17 protein-coding genes are annotated in these 20932 nt (G+C 69.3%); 16 read left to right on the top strand and 1 reads right to left on the bottom strand.

Going from position 1 to position 20932, the window contains the following annotated elements:
* Positions 1–31 precede the first annotated feature (31 nt).
* The 14 genes from rsmH to lpxC all read left to right on the top strand — a co-directional run bounded on the left by rsmH (position 32) and on the right by lpxC (position 16365).
* Positions 32–973, top strand: a complete 942-nt coding sequence (gene rsmH / locus AC3WRN_RS00970) for a 16S rRNA (cytosine(1402)-N(4))-methyltransferase RsmH (protein ID WP_492621515.1) — start codon at positions 32–34, stop codon at positions 971–973.
* A 5-nt stretch (positions 974–978) separates the two neighbouring features.
* A complete protein-coding gene (gene ftsL, locus AC3WRN_RS00965) occupies positions 979–1239 on the top strand; it encodes a cell division protein FtsL (RefSeq protein ID WP_201028701.1) in 261 nt (86 codons plus the stop codon).
* Positions 1239–3053, top strand: a complete 1815-nt coding sequence (locus AC3WRN_RS00960) for a peptidoglycan D,D-transpeptidase FtsI family protein (RefSeq protein WP_492621514.1) — start codon at positions 1239–1241, stop codon at positions 3051–3053. Before ftsL ends, AC3WRN_RS00960 begins: the two co-directional genes overlap by 1 nt.
* Complete coding sequence (locus AC3WRN_RS00955) at positions 3050–4558, top strand: UDP-N-acetylmuramoyl-L-alanyl-D-glutamate--2,6-diaminopimelate ligase (RefSeq protein ID WP_492621513.1); 1509 nt, start codon at positions 3050–3052, stop codon at positions 4556–4558. Before AC3WRN_RS00960 ends, AC3WRN_RS00955 begins: the two co-directional genes overlap by 4 nt.
* Positions 4555–5928: a UDP-N-acetylmuramoyl-tripeptide--D-alanyl-D-alanine ligase gene (locus tag AC3WRN_RS00950; RefSeq protein WP_492621512.1), complete on the top strand. Its 1374-nt coding sequence runs from the start codon at positions 4555–4557 to the stop codon at positions 5926–5928. The genes AC3WRN_RS00955 and AC3WRN_RS00950 overlap by 4 nt, the downstream gene beginning before the upstream one ends.
* Complete coding sequence (gene mraY, locus AC3WRN_RS00945) at positions 5918–7021, top strand: phospho-N-acetylmuramoyl-pentapeptide-transferase (protein WP_492621511.1); 1104 nt, start codon at positions 5918–5920, stop codon at positions 7019–7021. Before AC3WRN_RS00950 ends, mraY begins: the two co-directional genes overlap by 11 nt.
* Positions 7021–8262, top strand: a complete 1242-nt coding sequence (ftsW, locus tag AC3WRN_RS00940; RefSeq protein WP_492621510.1) for a putative lipid II flippase FtsW — start codon at positions 7021–7023, stop codon at positions 8260–8262. The genes mraY and ftsW overlap by 1 nt, the downstream gene beginning before the upstream one ends.
* On the top strand, positions 8259–9332 hold the full coding sequence (gene murG / locus AC3WRN_RS00935; RefSeq protein WP_492621509.1) for an undecaprenyldiphospho-muramoylpentapeptide beta-N-acetylglucosaminyltransferase: 1074 nt from the start codon (positions 8259–8261) through the stop codon (positions 9330–9332). The genes ftsW and murG overlap by 4 nt, the downstream gene beginning before the upstream one ends.
* Entirely contained in the window at positions 9329–10768 is a 1440-nt protein-coding gene (gene murC / locus AC3WRN_RS00930; protein WP_492621508.1) for a UDP-N-acetylmuramate--L-alanine ligase, read from the top strand. The genes murG and murC overlap by 4 nt, the downstream gene beginning before the upstream one ends.
* A complete protein-coding gene (locus AC3WRN_RS00925; protein ID WP_492621507.1) occupies positions 10765–11706 on the top strand; it encodes a D-alanine--D-alanine ligase in 942 nt (313 codons plus the stop codon). Before murC ends, AC3WRN_RS00925 begins: the two co-directional genes overlap by 4 nt.
* Positions 11703–12437 (top strand): cell division protein FtsQ/DivIB, encoded by a 735-nt coding sequence (locus tag AC3WRN_RS00920; protein ID WP_492621506.1) that lies wholly within the window; start codon positions 11703–11705, stop codon positions 12435–12437. Before AC3WRN_RS00925 ends, AC3WRN_RS00920 begins: the two co-directional genes overlap by 4 nt.
* Complete coding sequence (ftsA, locus tag AC3WRN_RS00915; RefSeq protein ID WP_068090221.1) at positions 12434–13666, top strand: cell division protein FtsA; 1233 nt, start codon at positions 12434–12436, stop codon at positions 13664–13666. The genes AC3WRN_RS00920 and ftsA overlap by 4 nt, the downstream gene beginning before the upstream one ends.
* 123 nt (positions 13667–13789) lie before the next feature.
* Positions 13790–14977, top strand: a complete 1188-nt coding sequence (gene ftsZ / locus AC3WRN_RS00910) for a cell division protein FtsZ (RefSeq protein ID WP_068090223.1) — start codon at positions 13790–13792, stop codon at positions 14975–14977.
* A 473-nt stretch (positions 14978–15450) separates the two neighbouring features.
* Entirely contained in the window at positions 15451–16365 is a 915-nt protein-coding gene (gene lpxC, locus AC3WRN_RS00905; protein WP_068090225.1) for a UDP-3-O-acyl-N-acetylglucosamine deacetylase, read from the top strand.
* A gap of 182 nt (positions 16366–16547) precedes the next feature.
* Here lpxC and AC3WRN_RS00900 read toward each other — a convergent pair whose 3' ends face one another.
* Positions 16548–17030 (bottom strand): DciA family protein, encoded by a 483-nt coding sequence (locus AC3WRN_RS00900; protein WP_068090227.1) that lies wholly within the window; start codon positions 17028–17030, stop codon positions 16548–16550.
* Positions 17031–17057: 27 nt separating this feature from the next.
* On the opposite strand from AC3WRN_RS00900, the gene AC3WRN_RS00895 reads away from it, so the two are divergent.
* The gene (locus tag AC3WRN_RS00895) at positions 17058–17987 is read left to right on the top strand and encodes a M23 family metallopeptidase (protein ID WP_492621505.1); all 930 of its coding nucleotides are present in this window, start codon (positions 17058–17060) and stop codon (positions 17985–17987) included.
* Positions 17988–18167: 180 nt separating this feature from the next.
* Positions 18168–20906 carry a preprotein translocase subunit SecA gene (gene secA, locus AC3WRN_RS00890; RefSeq protein ID WP_492621504.1) on the top strand — a complete coding sequence of 913 codons (2739 nt, stop codon included), beginning with the start codon at positions 18168–18170 and terminating at the stop codon, positions 20904–20906.
* The last annotated feature ends 26 nt before the right edge of the window (positions 20907–20932 follow it).

Here is a 20932-nt window from a genome sequence, read left to right as displayed (position 1 = left end):
CATGTGGGCGGGACGGGAGCGGGAGTGCGGCATGGCCGAGCAAGTTTTGCGGCACATCCCGGTGATGCTGGGTGAAGCAGTGGAGGGACTCGCCGTGCAGGCTGGCGGGCGCTATCTCGATGGAACCTTCGGTCGCGGCGGTCACGCCCGCGCGGTGCTGTCGCGCCTCGGCCCCGGCGGCCGCCTGCTGCTGATGGACCGCGATCCGGCGGCGATCGCCGCAGCGCGGGCCGAGTTCGCCGGCGATCCGCGCGTGGCGATCCGCCATGCGAATTTCTCCAGCCTGGCCGAGTGGGACGAGACCGCGGCCGGCCTCGACGGCGTGCTGCTCGACCTGGGCGTGTCCTCGCCGCAACTGGACGAGGCCGCGCGCGGCTTCAGCTTCATGGCCGATGCGCCGCTGGACATGCGCATGGACCCCAGCCAGGGCGAGAGCGCCGCGGATTTCCTCGCCCGGGCCGGCGAGCGCGAGATCGCCGACGTGCTGTGGCACTACGGCGAGGAGCGCCACAGCCGGCGCATCGCCCGCGCCATCGTGGCCGACCGCGACGCCACGCCATTCACCCGCACCGGCCAGCTGGCCGCGCTGATCGAGCGCGTGGCGGGCCGGCGCGAGCCGGGCAAGCACCCGGCCACGCGCAGCTTCCAGGCGCTGCGCATTCGCGTGAACGGCGAGCTGGATGCCCTGCAGCAGGGGCTGGACGCGGCGCTGGAACGGCTCAAGCCCGGCGGCCGGCTGGCGGTGATCAGCTTCCATTCGCTGGAAGACCGCGCGGTGAAGCTGTTCATCCGCGACCACTCCGGCCGCGTGCAGAACAGCCGCCGCGGGCCGCCGGTGCCGGCCGCGCCGGCGCGGCTGGCGGCGGTCGGCAAGGCGCAGTTCCCGTCCGCGGCCGAGCAGGCGGCGAACCCGCGTTCGCGTTCGGCCGTGCTGCGCGTGGCGGAGAAGCTTGCCGAGGGAGCGCGCGCATGAAGGCGATCGGCGCCCTCTGCCTGATGCTGCTGCTGGTCGCGGTGCTGGCCAGCGCGCTCGGCGTGGTGTGGACGCGCCACGAGAGCCGCGTGCTGTTCGTCAACCTGACCGCGCTGCAGAACCAGCGCGACGAGCTGAACATCGAATACGGCAAGCTCGAACTGGAGCAGGCCACCTACGCCGAACCGCGGCGCATCGACGACGAGGCCCGGCAGAAGCTGGGCATGATCGATCCGCGTCCGCAAGACATCCGGTTGCTGCGCTGATGAGCTGGCGCAACCGCATCGCACCCGCCCAGCCCGGCCGCCGCCGCGGCGCCGGCCCCAGCGCGCGCCGGCGCATGGTGGTGGTGGTCGGCCTGCTCGGCCTGGTCTCGGTCGCGCTGATTGCGCGGGCGTTCGACCTGCAGGTGGTGCGCAAGCAGTTCTACCAGAAGCAGGGCGACGCCCGCTTCCTGCGCGAGGTGCCGATCCCGGTGTCGCGTGGCACCATCTTCGACCGCAACGGCGAGCCGCTGGCGGTATCGACCCCGATGATGTCGATCTGGGCCAACCCGGCCGAGGTGCTGGACAGCGACGAGCACATCCCGGCGCTGGCGCAGGCGCTGGGCGTGGACGCGGACGGCCTGAAGGCGCAGCTGGCGCAGCGCTCCGACCGCGAGTTCGTCTACCTGCGCCGGCAGATGGCGCCGGCCGCGGCGCAGGCCGTGCTGGACCTGGGCATTCCCGGCATCAACGGCCAGCGCGAGTTCAAGCGCTACTACCCGTCCGGCGAAGTGACCGCGCACGTGCTTGGCTTCACCAACATCGACGACCGCGGCCAGGAAGGCCTGGAATTGGCCTACGACGACTGGCTGGCCGGCAAGCCGGGCGCGAAGCGGGTGATCCGCGACCGCATGGGCCACGTGGTCGAGGACATCGAGCAGGTGCGCGCGCCGAAGCCGGGGCAGAACCTCACGCTCAGCATCGACCGCCGCATCCAGTTCCTGGCCTACAGCGAGCTGAAGAACGCGCTGGAAAAATCGCAGGCCAGCTCCGGCTCGATGGTGGTGCTCGACGTCAGGACCGGCGAAGTGCTGGCGATGGCCAACCTGCCGACCTACAACCCGAACGCGATCGGCGGCAGCCGGCCGGACCAGCGCCGCAACCGGGCGATGACCGACGTGCTCGAGCCGGGCTCCACGGTGAAGCCCATCCTGATGGCGGCGGCGCTGTCCAGCGGCAGGTTCACGCCGACCAGCCCGATCATCGACACCACCGGCGGCCACTGGTACTTCCAGGGCCACGACATCCACGACACGCACAACTACGGCCTGCTGACGCCGACCGGGGTGATCACCAAGTCCAGCAACGTGGGCGCCGCGCGCATCGCCATGCAGCTCGACACCTCGCTGATGTACGACACCTATCGCGCGTTCGGCCTGGGCAACAGCACCGAGAGCGGCTTTCCCGGCGAGGCGTCCGGCCACCTGCGGATCGGCCGCGACTGGCGGCCGCTGGAGAAGGCCATCCTCGGCTACGGCTACGGCCTCAACGTGACCGTGCTGCAGCTGGCCAACGCCTACGCCACCATCGCCGACGGCGGCGTGATGCACAGCCCCACCTTCATCAAGGGCGGCGAGAGCGAGGCCAGGCAGATCATCTCGGCGGAAGTGGCGAACCAGCTGATCCGCATGATGGAGACGGTGACCGGCCCCGGCAGCACGGGCACGCTGGCGCGCATCGCCAACTACAGCGTGGCCGGCAAGACCGGCACGGCGCACAAGGCCAGCGTCGGCGGCTACGCCAAGAGCAATTACACCTCGGCCTTCGCCGGCATCGTGCCGGCGTCGAATCCGCGCCTGGTCGGCGTGGTGGTGATCGACGACCCGCAGAAGGGCAGCTACTACGGCGGCACGGTGTCCGGGCCGGTGTTCTCCAAGGTGATGGAGGGCGCGCTGCGCCTGCTCGACGTGCCGCCGGACAATATCGGCCGCTGGTACGTGGGCGGCCCGCTGCAGAACGTCGACGGACTGGTCGGCAGCAAGCCGCCGGCGGATGCGCCGCTCGACGACGCGCCGCTCGACGGGGGTACGCCATGAGCACCGGTCACCTCGACCAGCTGCTGCTCGGCATCGCCGACGCGCAGGTCGCCGCCGTGCCGGGCGCCGGCCGCATCGTGGTTTCCGGGTTGGCGCTGGATTCGCGCCGGGTGCAGCGCGGCGATGCGTTCTTCGCCCTGCGCGGCGCCCGGGACCATGGCATCACGTTCGCCCCGGGCGCGGTGCGGCGCGGCGCGCGGGTGGTGCTGGCCGAGGCGCCGGTGGCCGGCGACGTCGCCGCGCTGGAAGTGCCGGTGCTGTGGATCGATGGCCTGCACGGCCAGGTCGGCGAGATCGCCGCGCGTTTTTACGAGCGTCCCAGCGAGTCGATGCGGATGGTCGGCGTCACCGGCACCAACGGCAAGACTTCGTGCGTGCAGCTGCTGGCGCAGGCGCTGACCCTGCTCGGCCATCGTGCGGCCTCGATCGGCACGCTCGGCGCCGGCGTGCATGGCCAGTTGCGCGAAGGCGAACGCACCACGCCGGACGCGATCAGTGTGCAGGCGCTGCTGGCGGAGTTCCGCGACGCCGGCGCCAGCCACGTGGCGATGGAGGTGTCCTCGCACGCGCTGGAGCAGGGCCGCGTGGCGGCGGTGGATTTCGAGGTGGCAGCGTTCACCAACCTCACCCGCGACCACCTGGACTACCACGGCAGCATGGAGGCTTACGGCGCGGCAAAGGCGAAGCTGTTCGCCTGGCCTGGTCTGCGCAGCGCAGTGGTCAACATCGACGATGCGTTCGGCCGCGAACTGGCCGGGCAACTGCCGCCCGGCGTGCAGCGGCTGCGCTTCAGCATGGCCGGCGACGGCGAGGCGGAAGTCGCCGCCGGCGCGATCGCCACCTCGGCCGAAGGGCTGTCGTTCACGCTGCGCACGCCGTGGGGCACGCGGGCGGTGCGCAGCCACCTGATCGGCCGCTTCAACGTGGCCAACCTGCTGGCCGTGGCGGCCTGCCTCGGCGCGCTGGGCGAGCCGTTCGCGCGCATCGTCGAGGCGGTTGGGCAACTGCAGCCGGTGAACGGCCGCATGAGCCGGCTTGGCGGCCTGCATGGCCAGCCGCTGGTGGTGGTCGACTACGCGCACACGCCGGATGCGCTGGAGCAGGCGCTGGCCGCGGTGCGCGCGCATTGCGCCGGCAAGCTGATCTGCGTGTTCGGCTGCGGCGGCGAGCGCGACGCGGGCAAGCGTCCGCTGATGGGCGAGATTGCGGCGCGGCTAGCCGACGTGGCGATCGTTACCGACGACAACCCGCGCGGCGAGGACGGCGACGCGATCGTGGCGCAGATCGTCGCCGGCATGGCCGCGGCGCGCGCGATGGCGGTCGAGCGCGACCGCGCGACGGCGATCGCCGATGCGCTGCAGCTGGCGCGTTCCGGCGACGTGGTGCTGATCGCCGGCAAGGGCCACGAAACCTACCAGGAGGGTGCCACCGGCAAGCATCCGTTCGACGATCTGGCGGTGGCGCGTGCCGTGCTGGAACGGATCGGCGGGGAGGCGCGCCCATGATGCAGCTCGCCGCCATCGCGCTGTGGACCCACGGCCGCCTGCTCGGCAGCGACGTCGAGGTGACCGGTGTCGCCATCGACACGCGCAAGCTGCAGCCGGGCGACCTGTTCGTGGCGATCAGGGGCGAGCGCGTCGACGGCCACGACTACCTGGCCGAGGCGGCGGCGCGCGGCGCGGTCGCTGCGCTGGTCACGCGCAAGGTCGACAGCGTGCTGCCGCAGGTGCTGGTGGACAACACCGAGCTGGCGCTGGGCGACCTGGCCAGCGCGGTGCGCGCGCAGCGCAACGTGCGCGTGGTCGGCATCACCGGTTCCAACGGCAAGACCACGGTGAAGACGCTGGTTGCCTCGATCCTGGTGCGGCACGGCCGCACCCATGTCAGCGCGGGCAACTTCAACAACGAGCTGGGCCTGCCGCTGAGCCTGCTCGCGATGCCGCAGGACACCGAATACGCGGTGTTCGAGATGGGTGCCGGCAAGCCGGGCGACATCGCCTACCTGGCTGCCATCGCACGGCCAGATATCGGCCTCGTCACGCTCATCGCGCCGGCGCATCTTGCGCGCATGGGCAGCATCGAGGGCGTGGCCGAGACCAAGGGCGCGCTGTACCAGGCCTTGCCGGCCGACGGCATCGCGATCATCAACGCCGACGACGCGTTCGCCAGCTTCTTCACCGGCCTGGCCGGCGCGCGCAAGGTGCTGCGCTTCGGCCTCGACCGGCCTGCCGACGTCGGTGCCGACATCGTCGAGCAGCGCGTGGACGGCTCGCGCTTCGTGCTGAGCACGCCGCAAGGCGATGCCGAGGTGGTGCTGCCGCTGCCCGGCCGCCACAACATCGCCAACGCGCTGGCCGCGACGGCGGTGGCGCTGGCGCTGGCGGTGCCGCTGGACACCATCGTGGCCGGGCTGGAGCAGGTGCCCGGCGTGGCCGGCCGGCTGCGCCGCGAGGCGACGGCCGGCGGTTGGACCGTGATCGACGACAGCTACAACGCGAATCCCAGCTCGATGGCGGCGGCGATCGACACCCTGCTGCTGGCCGGCGGCGAACGCTGGCTGGTGCTGGGCGACATGGCCGAGCTGGGCGCGGACGCGCGCGCGTTGCATGCCGGCATCGGCGCCCGTGCGCGTGAGCGCGGTGTCGACCGGCTGTTCGCGGTGGGTCCGCTCGGCACGGCCACGGTCGAGGCGTTCGGCGCGGGCGGCGAGCATTTCGACGACAAGGCCGCGCTGATCGCCTCGTTGCGGGCGCAACTGCACGCGGGCGTCACCTGCCTGGTGAAGGGCTCGCGCTCGGCCGGCATGGAGCAGGTGGTGGAGGCGCTCGGTGGTCATACCGGCAAGAACGAGGGGGGTGCATCCGATGCTGCTTGAACTGGCTGACTGGATGGCACGGCATTTCACTGCGCTGCATCTTTTCCAGTACATCACCTTCCGCACCATCATGGCCGCGCTCACCGCGCTGGCGATGTCGCTGCTGTGCGGGCCGTGGCTGATCAACCGGCTGGCCGCGCTGAAGGCTGGCCAGGTGGTGCGCAGCGACGGCCCGCAGACGCACCTGGTCAAGGCCGGCACGCCGACCATGGGCGGCGTGATGATCCTGCTCTCGGTGACCGTCGCCACCTTGCTGTGGGCCGACCTGCACAACCGCTACGTGTGGGTGGTGCTGGCGGTGCTGCTGAGCTTCGGAGCGATCGGCTTCTACGACGACTACCGCAAGCTGGTGCTGAAGGACAGCCGCGGCCTGGCCAGCCGCTGGAAGTATTTCTGGCAGTCGGTGTTCGGCCTCGGCGCGGCGCTGTTCCTGTACTACAGCGCGCCGCACGCGGGCGTCGCCGGCCTGCCGGTGGCAGAGACCGCGCTGTACGTGCCGCTGTTCAAGCACGTGGTGCTGCCGCTGGGGCTGTTCTTCGTGGTGGTCACCTATTTCATGATCGTGGGCTTCTCCAACGCGGTGAACCTCACCGACGGCCTGGATGGCCTGGCGATCATGCCCACCGTGCTGGTCTCCGGCGCGCTGGGCGTGTTCGCCTACCTGGCCGGCAACAAGGTGTTCTCCGAGTACCTGGGCATCCCCTCGATTCCCGGCGCCGGCGAACTGGCGATCTTCACCGGTGCGCTGGCCGGGGCGGGGCTGGGCTTCCTGTGGTTCAACACGTATCCGGCGCAGGTGTTCATGGGCGACGTCGGCGCGCTGGCGATGGGCGCGGCGCTGGGCTGCGTGGCGGTGATCGTGCGCCAGGAGGTCGTGCTGCTGGTGATGGGCGGCGTGTTCGTGATGGAAACCGCCTCGGTGATGATCCAGGTGGCCAGCTTCAAGCTCACCGGCAAGCGGGTGTTCCGCATGGCGCCGATCCACCACCACTTCGAACTGAAGGGCTGGCCGGAGCCGCGGGTGATCGTGCGCTTCTGGATCATCAGCGTGGTGCTGGTGCTGATCGGTCTTGCCACGTTGAAGGTGCGCTGATGCCGATCTTCGACGCCACCACCCAGGCCAAACGCCGTAGCGGACCACGCGGCAGCTTCGACCTGTGGCTGCTGGTCGGGCTGGTCGGGCTGGCCAGCGTGGGCGTGGTGATGGTGACGTCCAGCTCGATCGCGGTGGCCGACAGCCAGCACATCGGCGCGTTCTACTTCCTGAAGAAGCACCTGCTGTTCCTCGGCCTGGGCCTGTTCGCGGCCGGTTTGGCCATGCGCACCGAACTGAAGCTGCTGGAGAAGTTCGCGTTCCCGCTGCTGGCGCTGGCGTTCCTGATGCTGCTGGCGGTGTTCGTGCCGCACCTGGGCATGCGCATCAACGGCGCGCGGCGCTGGCTGAACCTGCTGGTCACCACGTTCCAGCCGGTCGAGGCGGTAAAACTCATTCTGGTGATCTACGTGGCCAGCTACCTGGTGCGCCATCGCGAAAGCGTGGAGACCCGGTTCCTCGGCCTGTTCAAGCCGCTGCTGGTGGCCGGCGTGATCGTGCTGCTGCTGCTGGCGCAGCCGGACTTCGGCTCGGCCACGCTGGTGATCGCGGTGACCATCGCGATGGTCTGGCTGGGCGGCGCGCGACCGATCTTCCTGTTCCTGATGGGCCTGCCGCTGATGCCGCTGCTGTACGTGGCGGCGACCGGCGAGAGCTACCGCATGAAGCGGCTGACCTCGTTCATGGACCCGTGGAAGGATCCGTTCAACGACGGCTTCCAGCTGACCCAGTCGCTGATGGCGATCGGCCGCGGCGAGTGGACCGGGGTGGGCCTGGGTTCCAGCGTGCTGAAACTGTCCTACCTGCCGGAGGCGCACACCGATTTCATCTTCGCGGTGATCGGCGAGGAGCTGGGCCTGGCCGGCGTGGTGCTGGTGATCGGCCTGTTCGGTCTGGCGGTCGGGCGCGGCCTGTACCTGGGCCTGAAGGGCGTCGAGGTGGGCCAGCGTTTCGCCGGCTACGTCGCGTTCGGCATCTCGCTGATGCTGGCGATGCAGGCGTTCGTGTCGGTCGGCGTGAACCTCGGCGCGTTGCCGACCAAGGGGCTGACCCTGCCGCTGATCAGCTACGGCGGCTCGTCGATGGTGCTGACCTGCGCGATGGCCGGCGTGCTGCTGCGTGCCACTTACGAGATCAATCGCGCGCTGGACGCGCGGCAGATGGCCACGCGGATGCCGGCGGCGGTGGCCGTGGCCGATGCGAACGTCACGGCGAAGCCGCGCGAGGCGGTGGCTGCATGAGCACGCAAGCGCCCGTGCTGATCATGGCCGGCGGCACCGGCGGGCACATCTTCCCCGGCCTGGCCGTGGCCGAGTGCCTGCGCGCGCAGGGCGTGCCGGTGGTGTGGCTGGGCGCGGTCGGCGGGATGGAAACGAAGGTGGTGCCGGCGCAACGGATCGAGCTGCACACGGTGGCGGTCGGCGGCTTGCGCGGCAAGGGCATCAAGACCCGGCTGCTGGCGCCGCTGATGCTGCTGCGTGCGCTGTTCGCCTCGCTGGCCGTGCTGCGCAAGGTGCAGCCGCGCAGCGTGCTGTCGATGGGCGGCTACGTGGCCGGCCCCGGCGGACTCGCCGCGTGGCTGCTGCGGCGGCCGTTGCTGGTGCACGAACAGAATCGGGTGGCCGGCTTCACCAACCGCAAGCTGGCCGGGCTGGCGAAGCGCGTGCTGGCCGGTTTCGCCGATGCCTTGCCACGGGCCGAGTGGGTCGGCAACCCGGTGCGCGAGGCGATCGCCGCGCTGCCGCCGCCGGCCGAGCGCATGGCCGGGCGCGACGGCAGGCCGCGCCTGCTGGTGCTGGGCGGCAGCCTGGGCGCGCGCGCGCTGAACTTGGCGCTGCCGCCGGCGCTGGCCCAACTGACCCCGGCGCAGCGTCCCGAGGTGCTGCACCAGTGCGGCAGCCGCGGTCTCGACGAAGCGCGCGAGGCGTATGCGAAGGCCGGCGTCGAGGCGCAGGTGGCGGCGTTCATCGACGACATGGCCGGCACTTACGGCTGGGCCGACCTGGCGGTCTGCCGCGCCGGTGCGCTGACCCTGGCCGAGCTGGCCGCGGCCGGGTTGGGCGCCGTACTGGTGCCGTTCCCGTACGCGGTGGACGACCACCAGACGCGCAACGCCGAAGTACTGATGGCGGCCGGAGCCGCCGAACTGATGCAGGAGAACGAGCTGGACGTACAGATACTGGCGCAGCGGCTGGAGTCGCTGCTGGGTGACCGCAACCGCCTGCTGGCGATGGCCGAAGCCGCGCGCACGCTGGCCAAGCCCGACGCGGCGCAGGTCATCGCGCGCGCTTGCCTGGAGGTGGCCGCATGACGCCGCGTCGCCTGCACGCACACGAAGACCCGATGAGCACGTTCCGCCGGGTGCACTTCATCGGCATCGGCGGTGTCGGCATGAGCGGCATAGCCGAGGTGTTGCACAACCTCGGCTATGCGGTGTCCGGTTCCGACCGCGCGAACTCGCCCACCGCGCAGCGGCTGCGGCAGCTGGGCATCGACGTGCACGTCGGCCATGCCGTGGAAAACATCGGCGACGCCGACGTGGTGGTGACTTCCAGCGCGATCAGGCAGGACAACCCGGAACTGCTCGCCGCCCGCGAGGCCCGCATCCCGGTGATCCCGCGCGCGGAGATGCTGGGCGAGCTGATGCGTTTCCGTCGCGGCGTGGCGATTGCCGGCACCCACGGCAAGACCACCACCACCAGCCTCACCGCCAGCGTGCTGGCCGAGGCCGGCTACGACCCTACCTTCGTGATCGGCGGCCAGCTCAACGCGGCCGGCGCGAACGCGCGGCTGGGCACCGGCCAGTATCTGGTCGCGGAAGCCGACGAATCCGACGGCTCGTTCCTGCTGCTGTCGCCGGTGATCGCCGCGGTCACCAACATCGACGCCGACCACCTGGAGAACTACCACGGCGATTTCGCCGAGGTGAAGAAGGCGTTCGCCGATTTCCTGCACCGGCTGCCGTTCTACGGCCTGGCCGTGCTGTGCGTGGACGACCCCGAAGTGGCCGCGCTGGCGAAGTCCACCACGCGCCGCGTGATGACCTACGGCATCGACGCCGCCGACGCCGACGTGCGCGCGCGCAACGTGAGCCAGCACGGCTTCGAGATGCACTTCGAGCTGCTGCTGCCGGGGCGGCCCGAAGCGCTGCCGGTGAAGCTCAACCTGCCGGGCCGGCACAACGTGCTGAACGCGCTGGCCGCCGCGGCGATCGGCTGGCAGCTGGGCGTGGAGGCGGATGCGCTGGCGCGTGCGCTGGCCAACTTCCAGGGCGTCGGCCGGCGCTTCCACCGGCGCGGCGAGATCGCGCTGGACCAGGGCAGCGTGCTGCTGGTCGACGACTACGGCCACCATCCGCGCGAGTTGGCGGCCGTGTTCGCCGCCGCCCGTGGCGGCTGGCCCGGGCGCCGCCTGGTGGTCGGTTTCCAGCCGCACCGCTACAGCCGCACGCGCGACCTGCTGGACGATTTCGCGAACGTGCTGGCCGAGGTCGACGTGCTGGTGCTCACCGACGTCTACCCGGCCGGCGAGGCACCGATCGCCGGTGCCGACGGCCGCGCGTTGGCGCGCGCGGTGCGCGCGCGCGGCAAGGTCGATCCGGTGCTGGTCGAGCACCCGCGCGAACTGAAGGAAACCCTGCCGGCGCTGTTGCGCGACGGCGACCTGCTGCTGCTGCTGGGCGCCGGCGACATCGGCGCGGCGGCGGTCGAGCTGGCCCAGCTCGGCAACCTGAGGACGAACAAGTGAGCACGAAGGTGACAAATCCCGCGCAGTTCGGCCGGGTCGCCGTGGCGATGGGCGGCAGCTCGGCCGAGCGCGAGGTGTCGCTGGATTCCGGCCGCAACGTGCTGGAGGCGCTCGAGGCGCGCGGCATCGACGCCCACGCGGTCGACGGCATTCCCGCGCTGCTCGACACGCTGCGTACCGGCCGTTTCGCGCGCGTGTTCAACATCCTGCACGGCCAGCATGGCGGCGGCGAGGACGGCGTGCTGCAGGGCGCGCTGGAGGCGCTCGGCGTGCCGTACACCGGTTCGGGCGTGCTCGGTTCGGCGTTGTCGATGGACAAGACCCGCGCCAAGCGCGTGTGGCAGTCGCTGGGCCTGCCGACGCCGAAGTTCGTGGCCTTGCCGCGCGGCGCCGATGTGCACGCGGCGGCGAAAGAGGTCGGTTTCCCGCTGATCGTGAAGCCGGCCTGCGAAGGTTCCAGCGTGGGCGTCACCCGCGTGTTCGAGGAATCGCAGCTCGACCAGGCGGTCGAGCTGGCCGCGAAGTATCCGGGCGACCTGCTGATGGAAAGCCTGATCGAGGGTGACGAGCTGACCGTCGGCATCCTCGGCCGTCAGGTACTGCCCAGCATCCATATCGTGCCGAAGGGCGCGTTCTACGACTACAACGCGAAGTACATCGCCGAGGACACGCTGTACCTGTGCCCCGGCCTGGAAGGCGACGCCGAAGCGGAGCTGCGCGCGCTGTCGCTACAGGCGTTCGATGCGCTGGGCTGCACCGGTTGGGGCCGGGTCGACGTGATGCGCGACCGCGCCGGCCGCAACTGGCTGCTGGAAGTGAACACCGCGCCGGGCATGACCTCGCACTCGCTGGTGCCGAAGGCGGCCAAGGCTGCCGGTATCGACTACCAGGAGCTGTGCTGGCGCGTGCTGGAAACCAGTTTCCGGGAGGGCATGTGAAAGGAGCCATCCGCCTCGTCGCCTGGTGCCTCGCCATCGCGCTGGTCGCGCTGCCGATCGTCGGCGTGCTGCGCGGATGGTTCGCGGCCGGGCGCTGGCCGGTGACCCAGCTGACGGTGCAGGCCGAATTCAGGCACGTCAGTGCGGACGACATCCGCGCCGCCGTGCGGCCGCGACTGGGCAAGGGCTTTTTCGCGCTGGATCTGGACGCGGTGCAGAAGGCCGTCGCCGCGTTGCCGTGGGTGGAGTCGGTCGAGGCGCGCAAGCGCTGGCCGGACACCTTGCAGTTGCGCATCTACGAGCGCCAGCCGTTCGCGCGCTGGAACGACAAGCAGCTGATCAGCCGGCAGGGGCTGGTGTTCGATGCGCCGGGCATGGATGGCGTCGGCGCGCTGCCGAGCCTGCATGGCCCGGATGCGCGGCTGGCCGAGGTGGTCAGCTTCTATGCGGAAACCCGCAAGGCGTTCGCCGGCACCCACCTGCAGATCACCGGCGTGGCGCTGACCGAACGCGGCAGCTGGAGCGTCGGCACCGCGGATGGCGCGCAGATCGTGATCGGCGACCGCGAGCAGGCCGGGCGCCGGCTGCGCCGCTTCCTCGACGTCTACCCGCAGCTGATCGCCGGCCATACCGACGGTTTCGCCTACGCCGATCTTCGCTACACCAATGGATTCGCCGTGCGCTGGCCGCAGACGGCCGCCGTCAACGCTGGAGGTTCGCCCCGCTCATGAAGCCGCGCAATGACAAGCAATTGGTGGTCGGGCTCGACATCGGCACCTCGAAGGTGGTGGCGATCGTCGGCGAGTACGAGCCGGGCGAGCCGATCACCGTGATCGGCATCGGCACCCACGTCTCGCGCGGCATGAAGCGCGGCTCGGTGGTCGACATCGAATCGACCGTGCACTCGATCCAGCGCGCGGTGGAGGAAGCCGAGCTGATGGCCGGCTGCGACATCCGCTCGGTCTACGCCTCGATCTCCGGCAGCCACCTGGAAACCCGCAACTCGCACGGCAACGCGGCGATCCGCGACCGCGAGGTAACCGCCAGCGACCTGGAACAGGTGCTGGAAGCAGCCAGCGCGGTGGCGATCCCGGCCGACCGCAAGGTGCTCTACAAGGAGTCGCAGGAATACCGCATCGACGGCCAGGACGGGATCCGCGCGCCGATCGGCATGAGCGGCGTGCGGCTGGAGGCGAACGTGCACCTGGTCACCGGCGCGGCGGCGGCGGTGCAGAACGTCACCAAGTGCATCCAGCGTTGCGGCCTCACCGTGGACGAGCTGGTGCCGTCGGCGGTGGCCAGCGCGAAGGCGGTGCTGACCGACGACGAGCGCGAGCTGGGCGTGTGCCTGGTCGACATCGGCGCGGGCACCACCGACATCGCGATCTATACCCAGGGCTCGATCCGCTACACCGCCTCGCTGCCGGTCGGCGGCGACCAGGTCACCAGCGACATCGCCTACGGCGTGCACACGCCGACCGCGCACGCGGAGGAAATCAAGATCAAGTACGCCTGCGCGCAGACCGGGCTGGCGCACGCCGAGGAAACCATCCAGGTGCCCAGCGTGGGCGACCGCCCGCCGCGCCGGCTGGCGCGGCAGTCGCTGGCGCAGAGCGTGCAGGCGCGCTACGAGGAGATCTTCGAGATGGTGCAGGACCAGCTGCGCCGCTCCGGCTACGAGAGCCTGGTGGCCGCCGGCGTGGTGCTCACCGGTGGCGCCTCGAAGATGGAAGGCGCGCTGGAGCTGGCCGAGGAAATCTTCCACAAGATGGTGCGCATCGGCGTGCCGCAGCAGATCGACGGCCTCGGCGAAGTGGTTTCCAGTCCGCTGCACGCCACCGGCGTGGGCCTGCTGCTGCACGGCGCGCGGGCCGGCGGCACGCGGGCGGGCGGGCCGATCGGCGGCAGCGTCGGCGGCGTGGTCGGCAAGTTGCGCAACTGGCTCACCAGGAATTTCTGAGTGACGCGTTTCAGGGCGGCGCAGGAGGCGCCGCCCCGGGTGGAGGGACATCCGCCCACCACCATGGACCGACAGGAGTCGCCCCCATGGTTACAACGACAACAACTCTACGGAGGACGGGAAATGTTTGAACTGATCGATAAACTCGCACCCAATGCAGTCATCAAGGTGATCGGCGTGGGCGGCGGCGGCGGCAATGCCGTGGCGCACATGCTCAATGCCAACATCGAGGGCGTGGAATTCGTCGTCGCCAACACCGACGCGCAGGCGATGAACAGCTGCGGCTCGCGCACCCACCTGCAACTCGGCGGCAACGTGACCAAGGGTCTCGGCGCCGGCGCGAACCCCGAGGTCGGCCGGCAGGCCGCGCTGGAGGATCGCGAGCGGATCGAGGCGATGCTCGAGGGCGCCGACATGGTGTTCATCACCGCCGGCATGGGCGGCGGCACCGGTACCGGCGCGGCGCCGGTGGTGGCGCAGCTGGCCAAGGAGAAGGGCATCCTCACCGTGGCGGTGGTGACCAAGCCGTTCCCGTTCGAGGGCCGTCGGCGCATGCAGGTCGCCCTGAAGGGCATCGAGGACCTGTCGCAGCACGTCGACTCGCTGATCACCGTGCCGAACGAGAAGCTGCTCAGCGTGCTCGGCCGCGAGGTCACCTTGCTCAACGCGTTCAAGGCCGCCAACGACGTGCTGCAGGGCGCCGTGCAGGGCATCGCCGACCTGATCACCGCCCCGGGCCTGATCAACGTCGACTTCGCCGACGTGCGTACCGTGATGTCGGAGATGGGCCTGGCGATGATGGGCTCGGGCACCGCCCGCGGCGACGACCGCGCCCAGGCCGCCGCGGAGGCGGCGATCAAGAACCCGCTGCTGGAGGACGTGAACCTCAACGGCGCCTGCGGCATCCTGGTCAACGTCACCGCCGGCCCGAACCTCACCATGCGCGAGTTCGACGAGATCGGCCGGATCATCCACGACTTCGCCAGCGAGGACGCCACCGTGGTGATGGGCACCTCGCTCGATCCGGAGATGAAGGACGACGTGCGCGTCACCGTGGTCGCCACCGGCCTCAACCGGGCGATGGCCTCGCGCCAGCATCCGCCGATCCGCATGGTCGAGACCCAGCAGGTGCAGATGCGGCCGCGCCCGGTGGTGCTGCGCACCGGCACCGGCAACGAGGTGGTCGACTACGCCCAGCCCGACATGGCAGTCAGCCAGGGCCGTGCGGAACCCGCGGCGCCGGCGAAGCACGCCGAGCCGGGCTTCGACTACCTGGACATCCCGGCGTTCCTGCGTCGCCAGGCCGACTGACGGAGGCTGGCTTCCAAACAACTTGCACCGGTTAAGGAGATGCGAAAATATTGAACAAATGCTCGTTGGGCTGGTCACTCTTTCCAGCGTGTCGGGTTGGCTGCCTGCAGCCGGGGCGGCATCGTCGGTAAATCTCGGCAGGCTTGAGATGCAGGGAGTGGCCGCGGGCGGGCCGGGGTTCATCGTGGTACAGCAGCAAGACTGTGCGTCGGGATGACGCACGGCCGCCTGCCGCGGCTCCGTCCGCGCCGGCAGCCCGATGTCCCGTGCCGGATTCCCGTCCCAGGCACGGGGCGTCGTGTCGATTCAGCGGTTTCATCGGACCAGACGACGGTGGACGCACGAAGCTTTCAAGGATGAAAGAAACATGAAGGCTTAATCAGACTGTACGGTACGGTTTGCTTTCACCACAGGTTAAAACTGTGTTAGCATCCGCCCCTGATTGGCTGCTGCCTACACAGGTACCAACAACAATGATCAAGCAGCGTACGCTCAAAAACATCATCCGCGCGACCGGTGTGGGTCTGCATACGGGCGACAAGGTGTACATGACCTTGCGTCCCGCGGCGCCGAATACGGGCATCGTGTTCCGCCGCACCGACCTCGATCCGCCGGTGGACCTCCGCGCCCGCGAGGACAATGTCGGCGATACCCGGCTGTCGACCACGCTGGTCAACGGCGACGTGCGCGTCTCCACGGTCGAGCACCTGCTCTCGGCGATGGCCGGCCTGGGCATCGACAACGCCTATGTGGACCTGTCCGCGCCGGAAGTGCCGATCATGGACGGCAGCGCCGGTCCGTTCGTGTTCCTGCTGCAGTCCGCCGGCATCGAAGAGCAGAACGTGGCCAAGCGCTTCATCCGCATCAAGAAGCCGGTGAAGGTGCAGGAAGGCGACAAATGGGCCGCCTTCGAGCCGTTCGAGGGCTTCAAGGTCGGCTTCTCGATCGATTTCAACCACCCGATCATCAGCCAGCGCACCTCGCGTGCCGAGATCGACTTCTCCACCACCTCCTTCGTCAAGGAAGTGAGCCGCGCGCGCACCTTCGGCTTCATGCGCGACATCGAGATGCTGCGCGAACACAACCTGGCGCTGGGCGGCTCGATGGACAACGCCGTGGTGCTGGACGACTACCGCGTGTTGAACGAGGACGGCCTGCGCTACGAGGACGAGTTCGTCAAGCACAAGATCCTCGATGCGATCGGCGACCTGTACCTGCTCGGCCACAGCCTGATCGGCGCCTACCACGCGCACAAGTCCGGCCACGAGCTCAACAACAAGCTGCTGCGCACGCTGATGGCCGACGCCACGGCGTGGGAAGAGGTCAGCTACCAGGACGATCCGGCCACCTCGCCGATCTCCTACGCGCACCCCGCCCAGGCGACCTGAGCCGGGCCAGCGCTTCGCTGGGCAAGGGCTCCATGAAGACGGCCGTGTCGGATGACACGGCCGTTTTCGTGATGCAAATCACATTTTCCCCGCGTTCGGCTTCACGCCTTCATGACGAGGCGGGTTATGTCTTAACAAACCCCGTGCTATAAAACCCGTCGCCGGCACCCGGACGGGGCGAGTCAGTCCGTGCCGGGCGAGGGGGAATCAGCGGTTTCGGCGAAGGACGCCAGTTCGAGGAACAGGGCCCGCAATTCGGGGTCTGTGAATGACGCGGCGGCTGCCTTGAGGTGGGTGGCCGCGGCGGGCGAAAGCGGTTTCGACCGATCCGGCGGTGTTGCGACCGGTGGTTGGGGGGCCACTTTCACGGTGACTGAACTGGCGCGTATGCCGATGGCATGCGCGGCGGCAAGGATCTGCGTCTGCATCAAGCGCAGGCGTGATGCCCAGCCCGGTGAAGACACCAGGAAGACGAGGCGGTCGTTGTGCAGGTCGGCGAATCTGGCCTGCTCGCGCAACGGCGAGGGCAACGTCTGGCGCAGTGCGCGGTCCAGCGCTTCCAGCGCGCCGGCCTTTCGGGCCAGCGTCGCGAAGGAGCCGCATTCGGCGAGGGGCTTCGGCCCGTTGCCGGCGCGGCGGGAAGTGGCCGGGGTGGCGCGTTGCATGGTGCCGGAATTCGATCTTGGAAAGTCATGCAAATCATACTCGTCTCACGCGCCGGAAAACTGCCGAAAACCCTCGACCTGGCCGATCGGCGCCTGCGCTGGAAGCTGCTGGCGACGGTAGCGGCGGCCGTGCTCGGCTGCATGGGTACCGGGGTGGCGCTGGCATTGCTGGTGGCCAGTCCGCGTGACCGCGCACTGGCGGACATTCGCGACATGCAAAGACAGATCCGGCAGCAGAACACCCAGCTGGCCGGCGTGCGCCAGGATGCCCATCGCGACCTCGACGCGCTAGCCATGAAGCTCGGGCAGCTGCAGGCCCAGTCGACCCGGCTGAATGCGCTGGGCGAGAGGCTGGCCGAGGTCGGCAAGCTCGACGACGGCGAGTTCAACTTCGACCAGCAACCGGCGGTCGGCGGCGTGGAGGACACCGCCGGTGTCGCCTACGCGCTGCCGCCGACCCTGGAAAGCAGCATCAACCAGCTGGCGGGCCAGTTCGACACCCAGCAGGCGCAGCTGTCGGCGCTGCAGAGCCTGTTGCTGGACGCCAGGATCGAATCGAACCTGAAGCCGACCGGGATGCCGGTGCCGGGCTACATCTCCTCCTATTTCGGGGTGCGTCCGGATCCGTTCGATGGCCGGTCGGCGCGACATACCGGCATCGACATCGCCACCCCGTTCGGCACGCCGGTGCACGCCGTGGCCGAGGGCATGGTGACGTTCGCGGGCCAGCGCAGCGGCTATGGCGACGTGGTCGAGATCGACCACGGCAACGGCTACATGACCCGCTATGCGCACAACAGCGCGCTGGATGTGCGCCCGGGCCAGCACGTGCAGGTGGGCGACGTGATCGCCAAGGCCGGGTCCACTGGTCGCTCCACCGGCTCGCACGTGCATTTCGAGGTCTGGTACGACGGCCGCGTGGTCAATCCGCTGGCGTTCGTGCGCAACCGCCGCTGAGGTCGTTCCCCAGCCGCGATATCCCTTGAATCCGGCCCAGGCCGGCACCATGCAGGGCGGGTCGGCATGTTCCCCGTTCCCGCAAGGTCCCTTCGCGGGCGGCGTCCTGATGGCATGTAGTAACATGCCCGATTGGCCCGTGCTCATGGCGGGCGCCTTGTTCCCCAATCCGGAAAATCGATGTTCAATCGTGCCCTGACGAGCCTGTTTGGTAGCCGCAACGAGCGCGTTTTGCGCCAGCTTTCCAGAAGCGTCAACCGCATCAATGCGCTGGAGGCCGAGTTCGAGAAGCTGGACGATGCCGCGCTGCGCGGCAAGACCGACGAATTCAAGCAGCGCGTCGCCGCCGGCGAGTCGCTGGACAAGCTGCTCCCCGAGGCATTCGCGGTGGTGCGCGAGGCGGCCAAGCGCACCCTTGGCATGCGCCACTACGACGTGCAGATGATCGGCGGCATGGTGCTGCACCAGGGCAAGATCGCCGAGATGCGCACCGGCGAGGGCAAGACCCTGGTCGGCACGCTGCCGGTCTACCTCAATGCACTGGCCGGCAAGGGCGTGCACGTGGTGACCGTGAACGATTACCTGGCGCGGCGCGACTCGGCCCAGATGGGCAAGCTGTACGGCTTCCTCGGGCTGAGCGTGGGCGTGGTGTACCCGGGCATGGACCATGCCGACAAGCACGCCGCCTACGCCGCCGACATCACCTACGGCACCAACAACGAATTCGGCTTCGACTACCTGCGCGACAACATGGCGCTGAGCAAGGAACAGCGCTACCAGCGCGGCCTGCACTACGCGATCGTCGACGAGGTGGACTCGATCCTGATCGACGAGGCGCGCACGCCGCTGATCATCTCCGGCCCGGCCGAGGATTCCCCGCAGCTGTACATCGCGGTGAACAGGATCGTGCCCCACATGATCCGCCAGACCGAGGAAGACGGCGCCGGCGACTACTGGGTCGACGAGAAGCAGAAGCAGGTGCACCTGTCCGAGGAGGGCATGCAGCACGCCGACGAACTGCTGCGCGCGGCCGGCGTGATCGAGCAGGACAGTGGCCTGTACGACTCCAAGAACCTGGCGGTGGTGCACCACCTCAACGCCGCGCTGCGCGCCAACGGCATCTACCAGCGCGACGTGGACTACATCGTGCGCGACGGCGAGGTGATCATCGTCGATGAATTCACCGGCCGCACCCTGCCGGGCCGGCGCTGGTCCGATGGCCTGCACCAGGCGGTCGAGGCGAAGGAGGGCGTGCCGATCCAGCGCGAGAACCAGACGCTGGCCACGGTGACGTTCCAGAACCTGTTCCGCATGTACAAGAAGCTGGCCGGCATGACCGGTACGGCCGACACCGAGGCGTTCGAGTTCCAGAGCATCTACGGCCTGGAGGTGGTGGTGATCCCCACCCACAAGCCGATGATCCGCAAGGACAACTCGGACATGATCTTCCTCTCGCAGGAGCCGAAGTACCGCTCCGTGATCGAGGACATCAAGGACTGCCACAAGCGTGGCCAGCCGGTGCTGGTCGGCACCACCTCGATCGAGGTGTCCGAACTGCTGTCCGGGATGCTGAAGAAGGCCGGCGTGGTGCACGAGGTGCTGAACGCCAAGCAGCACGAGCGCGAGGCGCACATCGTGGCCCAGGCCGGCGCCCCCGGCCAGGTCACCATCGCCACCAACATGGCCGGCCGCGGCACCGACATCGTGCTCGGCGGGAGCCTGGAGGCGGCGCTGGCGGCGTTGCCGGCGGACGCCAGCGAGATCGACCGCGCCCGGGTCAAGTCGGAGTGGAACAAGCTGCACGAACAGGTGCTCGTCGCCGGCGGCCTGCACATCATCGGCACCGAGCGGCACGAGTCGCGGCGCATCGACAACCAGCTGCGCGGCCGTTCCGGCCGCCAGGGCGATCCGGGCTCCTCGCGCTTCTACCTGTCGCTGGAGGACAACCTGCTGCGCATCTTCGGCGGCGAAGGCCTGGTGCGCTGGATGAAGCGCTTCGGCATGAAGGACGACGACGCGCTGGAAGACCGCATGATCAGCCGCCAGATCGAGAAGGCGCAGCGCAAGGTCGAGCAGCACAACTTCGACATCCGCAAGCACCTGCTGGAGTTCGACGACGTCGCCAACGACCAGCGCAAGGTGATCTACCGCCAGCGCGACGAACTGCTCGACGGCGACGACGTCTCGGCCACCGTGGCCGACATCCGCGACGACGTGGTGCAGTCGATGGTGCGCGCCTACGTGCCGGAAGACAGCATCGACGAGCAGTGGGACCTGGCCGGCCTCGACCGCGAGCTGGAAAGCGAGCTGGGCCTGTCGCTCGACCTCAAGCACTGGATCGAGCAGCAGCACGAGATCGACGCCGGGATGATCCTCGAGCACGTGCGCGGCGCGGTGAACGAGCTGTTCCAGGCGAAGGAGGCGCAGATCGGCGCCGAGACCATGCGCCAGCTGGAAAAGCACATCATGCTGACCGTGGTCGACAACGCCTGGAAGGATCACCTGGCCAGCATGGACTACCTGCGCCAGGGCATCTACCTGGTCGGCTATGCGCAGCAGGATCCGAAGCAGGCGTTCAAGCGCGAGTCGTTCAAGCTGTTCTCGGCGATGCTGGACCGGATCAAGGCCGAAGTGACCCAGATGCTGGCGCGCATCCGCATCCGCAGCGAGGAGGAAGTCGCCGCGATGGAGGCCGAGCAGCGGCGCCTGGCCGACCGGCTGCAGAAGCAGATGCAGGCGACCGGCGGCGGCGCCCCGCCGGCCGGCGCGTTCGGCGGCGAGGCGGAGGCGGCAGTCGGCGCCGGCATGCGCCTGGCGCAGCAGCCGGCACAGCACGACGGTCCCAAGATCGGCCGCAACGATCCGTGCCCGTGCGGTTCCGGCAAGAAGTACAAGCACTGCCACGGCCAACTGGCCTGAGCGAGAAGTGAGAGAAGAGGAGTGAG

It is taken from the genome of Rhodanobacter sp. FW101-FHT13A11, from assembly GCF_058790335.1.
This window is presented reverse-complemented; position numbering and strand designations above follow the sequence as displayed.